The organism is Pseudomonas sp. GW821-FHT09E12 (genome assembly GCF_059416085.1).
Window position 1 is genome coordinate 676,702 of record NZ_JBWKOM010000003.1, and the last position, 12,552, is coordinate 689,253.

The 12,552-nt window shown below is 62.9% G+C and carries 15 protein-coding genes; 7 read left to right on the top strand and 8 right to left on the bottom strand.

The window, feature by feature from the left end; genetic code table 11:
- Window positions 1-3: 3 nt before the first annotated feature.
- Together AC07PQ_RS11665 and AC07PQ_RS11670 are read right to left on the bottom strand one after the other, a co-directional pair.
- Window positions 4-960 (bottom strand): FecR family protein, encoded by a 957-nt coding sequence (locus AC07PQ_RS11665; protein ID WP_493185529.1) that lies wholly within the window; start codon window positions 958-960, stop codon window positions 4-6.
- The gene (locus AC07PQ_RS11670) at window positions 957-1,496 is read right to left on the bottom strand and encodes an RNA polymerase sigma factor (protein WP_493185530.1); all 540 of its coding nucleotides are present in this window, start codon (window positions 1,494-1,496) and stop codon (window positions 957-959) included. The genes AC07PQ_RS11665 and AC07PQ_RS11670 overlap by 4 nt, the downstream gene beginning before the upstream one ends.
- 215 nt (window positions 1,497-1,711) lie before the next feature.
- Here AC07PQ_RS11670 and AC07PQ_RS11675 point away from each other — a divergent pair, with 215 nt between their 5' ends.
- A complete protein-coding gene (locus tag AC07PQ_RS11675; protein ID WP_007922249.1) occupies window positions 1,712-2,047 on the top strand; it encodes a YegP family protein in 336 nt (111 codons plus the stop codon).
- A 211-nt stretch (window positions 2,048-2,258) separates the two neighbouring features.
- Here the strand turns inward: AC07PQ_RS11675 and AC07PQ_RS11680 are convergent, their stop codons facing one another.
- A complete protein-coding gene (locus AC07PQ_RS11680; RefSeq protein WP_085530035.1) occupies window positions 2,259-3,146 on the bottom strand; it encodes a dihydrodipicolinate synthase family protein in 888 nt (295 codons plus the stop codon).
- A 30-nt stretch (window positions 3,147-3,176) separates the two neighbouring features.
- Window positions 3,177-3,959, bottom strand: coding sequence for an aldolase (locus AC07PQ_RS11685; RefSeq protein ID WP_277588048.1), 783 nt, complete (start codon window positions 3,957-3,959; stop codon window positions 3,177-3,179).
- Between the two features lie 159 nt (window positions 3,960-4,118).
- Between AC07PQ_RS11685 and AC07PQ_RS11690 the strand changes: the two genes are divergently transcribed.
- A complete protein-coding gene (locus tag AC07PQ_RS11690; protein WP_493185531.1) occupies window positions 4,119-4,661 on the top strand; it encodes a helix-turn-helix domain-containing protein in 543 nt (180 codons plus the stop codon).
- A 152-nt stretch (window positions 4,662-4,813) separates the two neighbouring features.
- Here the strand turns inward: AC07PQ_RS11690 and AC07PQ_RS11695 are convergent, their stop codons facing one another.
- On the bottom strand, window positions 4,814-5,833 hold the full coding sequence (locus tag AC07PQ_RS11695; protein WP_007922235.1) for a DUF4917 family protein: 1,020 nt from the start codon (window positions 5,831-5,833) through the stop codon (window positions 4,814-4,816).
- A 157-nt stretch (window positions 5,834-5,990) separates the two neighbouring features.
- Between AC07PQ_RS11695 and yiaY the strand changes: the two genes are divergently transcribed.
- Window positions 5,991-7,139: an L-threonine dehydrogenase gene (yiaY, locus tag AC07PQ_RS11700; RefSeq protein ID WP_493185532.1), complete on the top strand. Its 1,149-nt coding sequence runs from the start codon at window positions 5,991-5,993 to the stop codon at window positions 7,137-7,139.
- A gap of 169 nt (window positions 7,140-7,308) precedes the next feature.
- On the opposite strand, the gene AC07PQ_RS11705 is transcribed toward yiaY, so the two are convergent.
- The gene (locus AC07PQ_RS11705; protein ID WP_037033910.1) at window positions 7,309-7,518 is read right to left on the bottom strand and encodes a CopG family ribbon-helix-helix protein; all 210 of its coding nucleotides are present in this window, start codon (window positions 7,516-7,518) and stop codon (window positions 7,309-7,311) included.
- Window positions 7,519-7,653: 135 nt separating this feature from the next.
- Between AC07PQ_RS11705 and fos the strand changes: the two genes are divergently transcribed.
- From fos to AC07PQ_RS11725, 4 genes are all read left to right on the top strand, one after another.
- Window positions 7,654-8,070 (top strand): fosfomycin resistance glutathione transferase, encoded by a 417-nt coding sequence (gene fos, locus AC07PQ_RS11710; protein WP_150049411.1) that lies wholly within the window; start codon window positions 7,654-7,656, stop codon window positions 8,068-8,070.
- Between the two features lie 127 nt (window positions 8,071-8,197).
- Window positions 8,198-8,836 (top strand): LysE family translocator, encoded by a 639-nt coding sequence (locus AC07PQ_RS11715; protein WP_007922230.1) that lies wholly within the window; start codon window positions 8,198-8,200, stop codon window positions 8,834-8,836.
- A gap of 110 nt (window positions 8,837-8,946) precedes the next feature.
- Window positions 8,947-10,293, top strand: a complete 1,347-nt coding sequence (locus AC07PQ_RS11720) for a diguanylate cyclase domain-containing protein (RefSeq protein ID WP_493185533.1) — start codon at window positions 8,947-8,949, stop codon at window positions 10,291-10,293.
- A gap of 138 nt (window positions 10,294-10,431) precedes the next feature.
- Entirely contained in the window at window positions 10,432-10,956 is a 525-nt protein-coding gene (locus AC07PQ_RS11725) for a DUF4142 domain-containing protein (RefSeq protein ID WP_493185534.1), read from the top strand.
- Between the two features lie 16 nt (window positions 10,957-10,972).
- Here the strand turns inward: AC07PQ_RS11725 and AC07PQ_RS11730 are convergent, their stop codons facing one another.
- Together AC07PQ_RS11730 and AC07PQ_RS11735 are read right to left on the bottom strand one after the other, a co-directional pair.
- Window positions 10,973-12,214, bottom strand: a complete 1,242-nt coding sequence (locus AC07PQ_RS11730; protein WP_493185535.1) for an MFS transporter — start codon at window positions 12,212-12,214, stop codon at window positions 10,973-10,975.
- 36 nt (window positions 12,215-12,250) lie between these two features.
- A complete protein-coding gene (locus AC07PQ_RS11735) occupies window positions 12,251-12,523 on the bottom strand; it encodes a hypothetical protein (protein WP_007923785.1) in 273 nt (90 codons plus the stop codon).
- Window positions 12,524-12,552 lie beyond the last annotated feature (29 nt).

The window sequence follows — 12,552 nt, forward strand, 5'->3', positions numbered from 1 at the left end:
GTTTCAGCGTCGGGCTTCGATACGCACGCGGCCGTCGGCCAGGGCCACGGTTTTCACCGGGATCAGCGCCGGCAGGGCCTTGATCAGGGCGTCCGGGTCCTGCACATCGAGGTTGCCCGAGACCTTGAAGTTGCCCAGCGCGCCATCGGCCAGCAACACCGGCTGGCGGCGATAGAGGTTCAGCTCGTCCACCAGGCTGGCCAGGTCGCGATTGCGAAAGGCCAGGTGGCCGCCGCGCCAGTCGGCGACCTCATCGAGGTTCACCGCCTGTTCCCGCAGGGTGCCGCTGGCGTAGTCATAGATGCCGCGCTGGCGGGCGCCGAGCAGCAGCGAATCGGGCTTCTGCGCGTCGGGAACGAACGCCACCTGGCCGTGGGCGACGCTGACCACCAGTTGTTTCTCGCCGCGGCGCACATCGAAGCCGGTGCCGACCACCCGCACCTGGGCGTTGCCTGCATGCACCCACAGCGGCCGTTCCTTGTCGGCGGCCACTTCCAGGTACAGCTGGCCCTGGTCCAGGTAGAGGTTGCGCTGCTGCGCGCTGAAGTCGATGCGCAGGCGGGTGTTGGCGTTGACGTACAGGGTGCTGCCATCGGGCAGGTTGAAACTGCGCATGCCCGTGCTCTGCGCGGCGATCTGTTGCGAATGGATCGCCGGCGGGGCGCCCAGCTCGATGGCCAGCAGCGCGCAGACCAACGCGGCGGCCACCGCCAGGGCCGGGCGCCAGCGCGGCTTTTTGCGCACCGGCAGCGGCGTTGGTTGGTTCAGTGGTTCGAGTTCGGCCAGCTCGGCCCACAAGCGCTCGAACTCGGCATAGGCCCGGGCATGGGCCGGCTCGCGGGACCAGGCCGCAAAGGCTTCGCGCGTGGCCTGGCTGCGATCGTCGCGATTGTGGGTGAACCAGACGGCCGCCTGGGCGTCGATGCTGTCGATCTCGTCGGTGTCGCTGTGGCGGGTCATTGGGCTTGCTCCTTGCCGTGTTCCTGCTCCAGGCGCTGCTTGCAGTGCAGCAGGGCAAAGGCGACGTGTTTTTCCACCATGCTCAGGGAGATGCCCATGCGTTCGGCGATCTGTGCCTGGCTCAGGCCTTCGAAGCGGTGCAGCATAAGGGCTTCGCGGCGGCGCGGCGAGAGTTCGGCGAGCACGCTCTTCAAGCGCTCCAGGCGTTGCAGGCGCTGGGCCGCGGGCAGAGGCTCGTGGTGTTCATCGGCCAGTGGCTCGGGTTCTGCTGCATGCGGTTCGTGGTGCACCTTGTGCCTGACCTTCTGCCGGCGCCAGTGATCGCGCAGCAGGTTGCGCGCCATCTGGAACAGAAAGGCGCGGGGTTGTTCGACCTTGGCCCGGTCGCGGTAATCGAGCCATTGGGTGAAGACGTCCTGGGTCATGTCCGCCGCATCGCAGGCGTTGTCCGTGCGTTTACGCAGGTAATGCAGGATGTCCGCATAGAACCCGCGGACGGGGTCCGCCGAGGTGGGGTCGGGCTTGAAGCGAGACATGAAAATCCTTCGCAAGTACTGCCGGGCAGAAAGGTCGCGAATGATATCGAGAATTATTACTATTTGTCTGCATGAGTTTCGCGCCATGAACCGGATGCGATTTTTCCTGTCTGATGCTGCGTGCCTCAGCAACACACCCCAAACGCTGGTAAACCGGCAAAGACAAGCTTTAATCCGAAGTGCATTCGCATCTTTGGACACTCAGGAGCAGGACCATGGCTGGATGGTATGAATTGAGCAAAAGCAGTGACGGGCAGTTCCGCTTCGTTCTCAAGGCTGGCAATGCTGAAACCATTTTGACGAGTGAGTTGTATTCCTCCCGCAGCGCCGCCGAAAACGGCATCGCTTCGGTGCAGACCAACAGTCCCAACGAGGCCCGCTACGCCAAGGAAGTCTCCAAGGACGGCAAACCTTATTTCAACCTCAAGGCCGCGAACCACCAGATCATCGGCAATAGCCAGCGCTATTCGTCCGAGGCGGCGCGCGACGCGGGCATTGCCAGCGTGCAGACCAACGGTCCGAGCACGACCATCAAAGACAAGACCGCCTGACGTTTTGCACTGAAACAAAAAAGCCCGACAGGACAACCTGCCGGGCTTTTTGTTGGGCGCTGCTTTTGTAGGCGTCAGACAACGCGTGGTGTCTGATGCGCCGCTATCGCGAGCAAGCTTCGCTCCTACAGAAGCCAGGGCGCGCGGACCTGTAGGAGCCAGGCTTGCCGGCGATGAGGCCCGCAAGCTTGCCCCTACAGCCAGGGCCCGATCAGCGCACTGCGTTCAACATGGCCTGCAACTGATTGCGCCCGGCTTCATTCAGCGGGAACACCGGCAGGCGCGGGTCGCCGACCTGCAGACCGGTCATGTTCAACCCGGCCTTGATGGTGGTCGGCAGGCCGCCCTTGAGGATGAAGTCGAGCACCGGCAACTGGCGGTAGAACAGTTCGCGCGCGCGCTCCAGGTCGTTGTCCAGCACCGCCTGGTACAGGTCCAGGTTGAGCTGCGGGATCAGGTTCGCCGCGGCGGTGCACCAGCCCTTGGCGCCAGCGGCGAAGGCTTCCAGGGCCAGCGGGTTGCAACCGTTGTAGAACGGCACCTGGCCTTCGCCCAGCAGTTGCAGCTTGTGCATGCGCTGGATGTCGCCGGTGCTCTCCTTGACCATGGTCACGTTTTCCACCGCGTGGAAGATCCGCAGGATCAGCTCCACCGACATGTCGGTGCCGCTGGTGGCCGGGTTGTTGTAGAGCATGATCGGCACGCCGACGCTGTCGCCGATGGCGCGGTAGTGGGCGAGGATCTCGGCTTCGCTGAGCTTCCAGTAGGACGTCGGCAGGACCATCACCGCATCGGCGCCCTTGGCCTCGGCAAACCGTGCGCGGCGCACGGCCTTGGCGGTGGTCAGGTCGGAAACGCTGACGATGGTCGGCACGCGCCTGGCGATGTGGCGGATGCTGAACTCGGCGACCTGGTCCCACTCGGCGTCGCTCAGGTAAGCGCCTTCGCCGGTGCTGCCCAGGGGCGCGATGGCCTGCACGCCGCTGTCGATCAGGCGATCGATGGAACGGCCGAGGGTGTCCAGGTCCAGTTGCTCACCGTTGGCGGTGAACGGGGTGATGGTGTAGCCGATGATGCCGTGAATGTTGGCGTTCGACATGGCGACGCTCCTTTAGCGAATGAGGTGGGTTCAGTTCAGGCAATCGGCGTGTTGCTTGAGGTTCTGCCGAGCGTAGTAGTTGAAGGCGGCTGCGTGACGCTTGGGCTTGGAGATCCAGTCATGGGCCTCGCGGCCGAGCTCCGGCTGGATTGGCTTGATGGTGCCGGCGGCCATGGCCAGCAATTGCAGCTTGGCGGCGCGCTCGATCAGTTGGGCGATCACGCAGGCTTCCTCGATGCTGGCGCCGGTGGACAGCTGGCCGTGGTGCGAGAGCAGGATGGCGCGCTTGTCGCCCAGGGCCGCGGAGATGATCTCGCCTTCTTCGTTACCCACCGGCACCCCTGGCCAGGCCTTGAGAAAGGCGCAGTCGTCATACAGCGGGCACAGGTCCATGTGGGAAATTTCCAGCGGCACTTCGATCATCGACAACGCGGCGATGTGGGTCGGGTGGGTGTGGATGATGCAGTTCACGTCGGGGCGGGCGCGGTACACCCAGCTGTGGAAACGGTTGGCCGGGTTGGGCATGCCGTGGCCTTCGAGCACCTCCAGGTCTTCGTTGACCAGCAGCAGGTTGCCCGCGGTGATCTCGTCGAAACCCAGGCCCAGTTGCTGGGTGTAGTAAGTGCCCGGTTGCGGGCCACGGGCGGTGATCTGCCCGGCAAGACCGGAGTCGTGGCCGTTCTCGAACAGGATGCGGCAGGTCAGGGCCAGCTTTTGCCGGTCGGTCCACGTATTATCCGCCAGGGTGTTTTGCATCTGGGTCAGGGCTTGCCTGACCAGTTGCTCTTTGGGTAGTGCTAATGTCTTGGCCATATCGGTGTCCTTTGGTCGTTGCAATGGACGTCGGATTTGCCAGCCCCCGCTGCTCGCAAGGTCGTTGGGTGAAAGCAAATGACACTAAAGAGGCTATATGACACTTTGTGTCATTGGCAAGGACAAATCGTCGCCTCCTTGATGGGTTAACCGTTCTACATGTCTATCCGTTTGAAATTATTGAGAAAAAAACTTGGCGTGACGCTGGAGGCCCTGGCCGAGAAATCCGGCATGACCAAGAGCTACCTGTCGAAAGTCGAGCGCGGCCTGAACACGCCCTCGATCGCCGCGGCGTTGAAACTGGCCAAGGCGTTGAACGTGAACGTCGAGGAGCTGTTCGCCGAAGACAAGGTCAGCCTCGACAGCTACAGCCTGGTGCGCAGCAACGAACGCCAGTCGCTGGCGGCCAACGACCAGGCGCCGGGTTATGCGGTGCTGGCGCATCAGGTCAGCGAGCGCAGCCTGTTGCCATTCATCATCTACCCGCCCAGGGAGTTCACCGACAAGAGCTTCAAGGAACACCTGGGGGAGGAGTTTCTGTTTGTCCACGAAGGGCAGGTGGAAGTGGATTTCATGAACGAGCGGGTGATCCTCAACCGGGGCGACGCGCTGCACTTCAACGCGCAGAAACCCCACCGCCTGCGCTCGGTGGGCGAGGTGCAGGCGCAGTTGCTGGTGGTGGTGCACAGCAGCGAGGAATAAGGGACACGATGTAGCCGCTGCCGAAGGCTGCGATAAGGCCGAAGGCCTTCAGCGATCTCAACACCGTGCGCCCCCTTCGGGGTCGATCGCAGCCTCGCGGGCTCGGCAGCGGCTACAGAGGTGGCGCTCCGCAGACGCCTGCCCGCGATCTTTCAGCGCTCGACCGGCACCGACAGCGCAGGATCGCCCAGCGCATGGCTCTTCGAATCGAAGAAGCGCAGCGTCACTTCCATCCCCGCGAACAGCTTGGCGTAGCGCCGCTTCTGGTTCTGGATGAAGGCCTTGCTGCGCGGCTGGATCGAGATCGCCAGGGTCCGCACTTTGGACTGGCGGATGGCACTCACCAGGTGGCTGTCCTGGGAGCCGAGGTCGTGGCCGAAGATGCACAGCGCGTCGCTGTGATTCAGCAACTGCTGGTAGCAGAACGACAGGTAGTCGCTGCCGCGAATGGTCTTGAGCTTGTCCGCCACCGGGCCCTCGCTGACAAACAGCGGCACATCGTCGAGGGTCTTGAGGGTGTTGTTGATGGCGAAGTTGCCCAGCAGCGTGCCTTCGGTGGAACCCAGCTTGCGCGCGGTGCCGTCCTGGTTGCGCACCAGATGCAGGCCGCCGTGCAGGTACAGCACGCGGGTCCGTTCGCTGGCGGTCTGGCTGATGTCGAAGCTCGGGTCGGCGCCCTGGAACAGGTCGTCGATGCCCTGGGCATCGTGCTGGATCGCCCAGTAGTTGAGCAGGTCGTAGTTGCTGGTGAACACCGTGCGGTAGCGGCGCAGTTCCTGGTTGATCTGCGACAGCGTCGCCGGCTGTACCAGGCGCCACGGAATGTGCACCGCGTGCACGGTATTGATCAGCGCTTCCTTGATTGCGTAGTAGCGATTGCGCGGCGCCGCGGAGCTGACGGCCAGGGCCTTGTTGACCCGGCTGGTGGTCTTCAGCGCGCCCAGCACCTGTTCGAAACTGCGGGTCTGCTGGGCTTCGAACACGCTCAGCTCGGAGGGGCTCAGGGGCTTTTCTTCGACGGTGCGGGCGTTCTCGAACAGCGAATCGTAGGCGAAGTCTTCCCACACCGCGCGGCTGGCGCCGTTGCCGATCAGCAGGCCGGTGATCGGCGTGCTGGCGCGCAAGGCGTTCCAGTCTTCAAGGTCGGCATCAAATTCCTGGAAATCCATCATCGCGGTTCGTCGTCTCAAGGCAGAAGGTGTACAGGGCGCCGACTTTATCACGACCGACCCTTGAGCCAGATCAACAACGCGCGTGACCGATGGGTCGATCCTGTGCGCATTTGCCGGATCGGCACGGCTGATCCAATCCCAGCCTGGAGGACGCGCCATGAGCAGCACTTTTTTCATTCCCGCCGTGAACATCATGGGTATCGACTGTCTCGACGAGGCCATGGTCGCGATTCGCAACTACGGTTTTCGCAAGGCGCTGATCGTCACCGACGCCGGCCTGGCCAAGGCCGGGGTGGCCGGGATGATTGCCGAGAAACTGGCGATGCAGGACATCGATTCGGTGATCTTCGACGGCGCCAAGCCCAACCCGAGCATCGGCAACGTCGAGAAGGGCCTGGCGCAATTGCAGCAGAGCAGCTGCGACTTCGTGGTCTCCCTCGGCGGCGGTTCGCCCCATGACTGCGCCAAGGGCATCGCCCTGTGCGCCACCAATGGCGGGCATATCCGCGACTACGAGGGCGTCGACCGCTCGGCCAAGCCGCAACTGCCGCTGATCGCGATCAACACCACCGCCGGCACCGCCAGTGAAATGACCCGTTTCTGCATCATCACCGACGAGCAGCGCCACGTGAAAATGGCCATCGTCGACCGTAACGTCACGCCGCTGCTGTCGGTCAACGACCCGGCGCTGATGGTCGCCATGCCCAAGGGCCTGACCGCCGCCACTGGCATGGACGCGCTGACCCACGCAATCGAAGCCTATGTGTCCACCGCGGCCAACCCGATTACCGATGCCTGCGCGCTGAAAGCCATGACCATGATCAGCCAGAACCTGCGCCAGGCGGTGCACGACGGCAGCGACCTGGTCGCCCGGGAAAACATGGCCTACGCCCAGTTCCTCGCCGGCATGGCCTTCAACAATGCGTCGCTGGGTTTCGTGCATGCCATGGCGCACCAGCTGGGCGGTTTCTACGATTTGCCCCACGGTGTGTGCAACGCCGTGCTGCTGCCCCATGTGCAGAGTTTCAATGCCATGGTCTGCGCCGGACGCCTGACCGACGTGGCCCACGCCATGGGCGCGGACATTCGTGGCTTCAGCCCGGAGGAGGGCGCGCAGGCAGCCATCAGCGCCATTCGCAGCTTGGCCCGGGATGTCGAGATCCCCAGCGGCTTGCGTGACCTGGGCGCCAAGCTGACGGACATTCCGGTCCTGGCCGCCAACGCCCTGAAAGACGCCTGCGGCCTGACCAACCCACGCACCGCCGACCAGCGTCAGATCGAGGAAATCTTCCGTAGCGCGTTCTGATACCTACAGATGTTCTATCGCGCGCTCGGGCCCTTGCTGTCCTGGGCGCGCCGCCGCTGGCCCCAATGCACGAGCTATTGGCGGTCGTCTTGCCAACCGGCAGGCGGCAAGCGCCGGGTATGGAAAATCCGCAGTATCTGCAGGCGTCCCTGACGTACACGGTAGGGGATCAGGTAAGGACGATTGGGGACCAGGCGAAGTCGCCTGCCTCTGCTTCAGTCAGGGCTTTCTGGATCTCGTCGATTTGCCAGGCTTCGCGGGCCAGATATTCTCTCAGAGCATCCACAGCGAGGAATGACTTGCTGCGGCCTGTCGCCTTGGCCAAGTGAGCCAGGGAACTGGCAACATCATCGGGCAGGCGCAAGGACATGACGGACAGGGTGATCTCGATGTAGTGGTTTGTGATGCAGCACACTACATCGCCACCCGTGGCTCGCCGTCAGAGCCATTCGTCCAGTGCGAGCGCTGCTTTGATTCAAGACGATTCAGGACCTTCCTCTTACAAGGACTTTGCATGCTGACCGGCCTCAACCATCTGACCCTCGCCGTGACCGACCTGAACCGCAGCCTGGGGTTCTACCACGACCTGCTGGGCCTGCACCTGGACGCCAGTTGGGACAGCGGCGCCTATCTGTCGCTGCCGGGCCTGTGGTTGTGCCTGTCGCTGGACCCGTCGCGCCGCTTGGCCGAAGTGCCGGACTACACCCACTATGCCTTCGGCATCGAGGCGGGGCATTTCCTGGCGTTCGTCCAGCGCCTGCGGGCTGCTGGCGTACGGGAGTGGCGCGACAACCGCAGCGAAGGCGCCTCGTTCTATTTCCTCGACCCCGACGGCCACCAGCTGGAAGCCCATGTCGGCGATCTGGCCTCGCGTTTGCGCGCCTGCCGGCAGCAGCCCTATGCCGGGATGACGATCTTTACCGACGAATGACCGCTCGCCGCCGCTTCAAGACGGCTGGCTGTCGTTATGGCGACCATTATGGGGTGGTGTGGGGGCGCGCAAGCCGGCAGAATCCTGCGATCAAAACCGCGCCACCTTCGGCGCTTCGGAGTGTGGCATGACTTCTTCGCTGTTACTGGCCGTTCTCGCCTCGGGCTTTATCTACGGCATTACTCCCGGGCCGGGCGTGCTGGCGGTCTTCGGTATCGGCGCGGCGCGCGGGCGGCGCGCCGGGGCCGGCTTTCTCTGCGGGCATCTGCTGGGTGACGTGATCTGGTGCAGCACCGCGCTGATCGCCATCGTCGGCGCGAAGGAGATCGGCAGCAGCGCCTTCGATGTGCTCGGCGTGCTCAGCGGCCTTTATCTGTTCTGGCTCGGCCTGCGGGCGATCCGCAGCCAGCGCAGCAACGGGCAGGAACCCCAGGGCCCGGCGCGCCAGCCGTTCTGGCACGGCATCCTGTTCGGCCTGACCAACCCCAAGGCGTACCCGGTGGCCGTGGCGACTTTCACCGCGCTGCTGTCCAGTCGTGCCGAGCTGCTCAACTGGTCGATGCTGCCCTGGCTGATCTTCCTCAGTTTCCTCGGCGGCATCGGCGCATACGCTATTCTGATTGGCATCGTCGGTGCGCGGCGGGTGCGGACCCTGTATCAGCGCCACGAACTGGCGATCACCCGGCTTTGCGGCGTGATGTTCATCGGGTTTGCCATCAACGCCTTGCTGCATGCCGTTCCGGGATTGCTGGCGAACAAGGCATAAAGGCTGTCCGCAAGGTTGCGACAGCCACGGACCAGCAGCGGCCCTGCGCCGCTGCCAGAACCAGGGATTGATACTCGGCGCTTTATCTTCACAGGCAGTGTCGTTCCCTGATGGCAACCAACAACTCCGCGCCCCTGGCCAGTTTCATCGACCTTCTGCTGGACGCCGTCTGTGCGGTGGATGTGGAAGGCCGTTTCGTCTTTGTCAGCGCCGCCTGCGAGCGGATTTTCGGTTATACGCCGGACGAACTGGTCGGCCGGCGCATGATCGAGCTGGTGCACCCCGCGGACCGCCTGCGCACGCTGCAGGCCGCCGAGCGGATCATGGCTGGCGAACCCATGCCCAACTTCGAGAACCGTTACCTGCGCAAGGACGGGCAGGTCGCGCATATCCTCTGGTCGGCGCGCTGGTCCGAGGTCGACCAGCTGCGCATCGCCGTGGCCCGCGACATCACCGAGCGCAAGCAGGCCGAGTCGCGGCAGGCGGCGCTGTATGCGATTTCCGAAGCGGCCCATGCCACCGAGGACCTGCTGGCGTTGTTCCGGCGCGTGCACCGGATCATCGGTGAATGGCTGCCGGCGCTGAATTTCTCCGTCGCGCTGTACGACGAGCAATGCCAGGCGCTGAGCTTTCCCTATCACGTCGACGACCGCGAGCGTTGTCCGGAGCAGCCGGGCACGCTGACCGGCAGCCTGTGCACCGAGGTGATCCGCAGTGGCCAGCCGTTGCTGCTGACTCCCGGCAATTATGGGCCGCTGTCCCCGCTGTCGGATGCCGCCGCCACGTACTCGCCCTGCTGGCTCGGTGTGCCACTCAATTCGCAGAAAGGCACCATCGGCGCGCTGATCGTCAAGAGCGCGCCGGGCGACGAACGATACACCGAGCAGGACAAGGAGCTGCTGCAATACGTCTGCGCCCAGCTCGCCACCGCCATCGAGCGCAAGCAGCTGCATGCGCGCCTGCAGTACATGGCCCAGTACGACCAGCTGACCCAGTTGCCCAACCGCGAATTGCTCCGCGAGCGCCTGCGCAGTGCCCTGGCCCGTGCTCGTCGCGAGTCCGGGCGCATGGCCTTGCTCTACGTCGACCTGGACCGGTTCAAGCAGGTCAACGACACACTTGGCCACGCCGTCGGCGACATGTTGTTGCAGGCGGTGGCCAACCGGCTCAAGGCCTGCGTGCGCGAGAGCGACACCGTGGCGCGGATCGGTGGCGATGAGTTCGTGGTGCTGCTCGGCTGTATCCAGCATGCGGAAGATGCCGGCATCGTCGCCGGAAAGATTCGCCGGGCGCTCGACGAGCCGCTGCGCCTGGATGGCCATCAGTTGAGCATTCTGCCGAGCATCGGCATCGGCCTGTTCCCCGAACACGGCCATGACGAAAAGCAGCTGTTCAAGCACGCCGACGAGGCGATGTACGCGGCCAAACGCGCCCAGCGGAGCCCGTCCCGGGCCTGAAAGAAACGGCCGATCAGGGCGTTTTTTTGCCAACCGTTCGTCGTGGCCGATGCAACTTTTTCAAACCTTCGATGGCCTGAAAACTCTCACTCTGTGCAGGCGCCGTGCGCCGTCAACTGATCAAAGGAGGCCGATACCATGAGCTTCATGGCCACCCATCTGTCCCGCACCTGCCTCGCGCTGCTGCTCGGCCTGAGCGCCAGCGCGGCATTCGCCCAGTCCCCCGCGGAGTTTATCGATGACGCCTCGGCCAAGGGCATGGCCGACATCGAGGCCAGTCGCCTGGCCCACCAGAAGACCTCTTCCAAGGCGGTCAAGGACTACACCATCGTGGTCATCAACGACCGCACCACCGCCAACCAGCACCTGGTTAAAATCGCCAGGAAACTCGACCTGCCCGTGGCGCCCCGGGAAGAAGTGATCAACAAGGCCAAGGCGCTGATCCCCGAGGTTCCGGAAGGCGAAGCCTTCGATGCCGCCTATGCCGAGAGCCAGGTCAAGGCCACCGAAGAAGCCATCGAACAGATCCAGCAACAGGCCGAAATCACCGAGGTCCCCGAACTCAAGGCCTTCGCCGAAGAGACCCTGCCGAAACTGCGCAATCACCTGCAAATGGCCAAGGCCCTCAAGGCTGGCCGGGCCCTGGATCAGTTGGATGGTTGAGCGGCGGTGTGCCGCCTCAGGTATTGACCAGCCAGCGAGCCTGGCGACTGCCGCGCCAGTTGAAGCTGCTCAGTGCCAGCAAGAGTAAGAGTATCGAGTAGATGGCGTAGGTTCCGAGCCTGTCGTAGGCCCAGCCTGCCAACAGAATGCCCACGAGCCCGGCAAAGCGGCTGATGAAGTCTATCGAGCCATACCAGCTACCAATGATTTCCCTGGGCACGGTGAGCTGGATGGCACTGGCAGTGGTACGGAAATACAGTGTGGTACCGAACTGGAATACGAACATGCCGGTGCCCGCGAGCCAGATATTGCCGCGCAGGCATAACGTGATGCAGACCCCCGAGATCATGATCAGGTGCGACAGCAATATCGTGCCCGGCACCCGGGAGGCCTGGCCACTGGCGCGCAAGGCGAGTCCGCCGGCTATGGCACCTGCCGCTCCAACGGAGAACAGGTAGCCGGTCTGCACTTCGGAAAACCCATGAAAGCCCCGCAGCAGGGGGACCCACAGGAGCGCCAGCACGCTGACCACCAGCAGGCAGGTGGCATAAGAGGCGAGGAAATAGCGCCAACGTGGAGCGCGCAATAGATCGATGGTGGCTCTCGAAGCGCCGGTGACACTTTCCTGGAAGCGTTGGGCAAACGAGGTGCTGGCAATATCGAGGGGCGAGGTTTGCCCATTCAAGGCACTCAGGCTGATCGTCAAGGCGAGCGCGGCCAGCATGAAGGCAATGGAGGCCAGTAGTGAGATCGACAAGCCGACGTTGAAAATGACCAGGGCCCCGATGACCGGCCCCAGGGTCCTGGCGACGCCATTGAAGGTGGCGAGCAGGCCGTTGATTCTGGGGATGTCGCCAGCAGTGAAAAGGAACGGGATCAAGGCAAACAGGATCAGCCGTGAGTACTGATGGATCAGGTCGACGAAGAAGGCAAAAAACCACACCCACTCCACGGAGCTGTCGTAGATCCTGAGGACAGGAATGGCCAGGGCAAACACCGCGATGTTTACCAGTTGCGTGGCAATGAACAGTTTCCATTTGTTGAAACGATCGATAAAACCCGCGCCTAGCAAGGTCACGAGTATTTCAGCGCTATAGCCGATGGCGTAGGTGGTGGTAACGGCCAGCGTTGTTCCGCTGATGGAGTAGGCAAGGTTGGCGAATACCAGGTCGTAGATGGCTTCGGAAAGTATGAGTAATACCCCCAAGGCCACAAAGGACCAGACTGATCGCGCCGTTGAATTGAAAGAGGTGTGCACAGAAATTTAATCCGTTAAATTTTTATATGCCCGGTATCACGCAGCCAGGGCTTTGATATTGGCAGGCAAGAACGATTGGAGCTCTTCTATGCTGTTGAACTCCTTTTTGGCCGTAAGGCTATCCAGCGCAACAATTTCCATGGCTTGTATCTTGCCCAGGAGTGTACGCAGTGCTCCAGGTTCTTGCAGGTAAGGAGACAGGGCTTTCTCGAACGCGGCGAGAGCCAGAGACTCTTCTGCGTTTTGAGCCGAGCCAACCAGGTCAGCCAGCTCTTCTTTCCAGGATACTGCTTCTTGAGTTGCTTTCATGTGAATCTCCATGATGTCAGTAAGTTTGC

Coding starts and splice junctions, on each gene's coding strand:
- AC07PQ_RS11665 (WP_493185529.1), bottom strand. CDS start 960: ATGACCCGCCACAGCGACACCGACGAGATCGACAGCATCGACGCCCAG.
- AC07PQ_RS11670 (WP_493185530.1), bottom strand. CDS start 1,496: ATGTCTCGCTTCAAGCCCGACCCCACCTCGGCGGACCCCGTCCGCGGG.
- AC07PQ_RS11675 (WP_007922249.1), top strand. CDS start 1,712: ATGGCTGGATGGTATGAATTGAGCAAAAGCAGTGACGGGCAGTTCCGC.
- AC07PQ_RS11680 (WP_085530035.1), bottom strand. CDS start 3,146: ATGTCGAACGCCAACATTCACGGCATCATCGGCTACACCATCACCCCG.
- AC07PQ_RS11685 (WP_277588048.1), bottom strand. CDS start 3,959: ATGGCCAAGACATTAGCACTACCCAAAGAGCAACTGGTCAGGCAAGCC.
- AC07PQ_RS11690 (WP_493185531.1), top strand. CDS start 4,119: ATGTCTATCCGTTTGAAATTATTGAGAAAAAAACTTGGCGTGACGCTG.
- AC07PQ_RS11695 (WP_007922235.1), bottom strand. CDS start 5,833: ATGATGGATTTCCAGGAATTTGATGCCGACCTTGAAGACTGGAACGCC.
- yiaY (WP_493185532.1), top strand. CDS start 5,991: ATGAGCAGCACTTTTTTCATTCCCGCCGTGAACATCATGGGTATCGAC.
- fos (WP_150049411.1), top strand. CDS start 7,654: ATGCTGACCGGCCTCAACCATCTGACCCTCGCCGTGACCGACCTGAAC.
- AC07PQ_RS11715 (WP_007922230.1), top strand. CDS start 8,198: ATGACTTCTTCGCTGTTACTGGCCGTTCTCGCCTCGGGCTTTATCTAC.
- AC07PQ_RS11720 (WP_493185533.1), top strand. CDS start 8,947: ATGGCAACCAACAACTCCGCGCCCCTGGCCAGTTTCATCGACCTTCTG.
- AC07PQ_RS11725 (WP_493185534.1), top strand. CDS start 10,432: ATGAGCTTCATGGCCACCCATCTGTCCCGCACCTGCCTCGCGCTGCTG.
- AC07PQ_RS11735 (WP_007923785.1), bottom strand. CDS start 12,523: ATGAAAGCAACTCAAGAAGCAGTATCCTGGAAAGAAGAGCTGGCTGAC.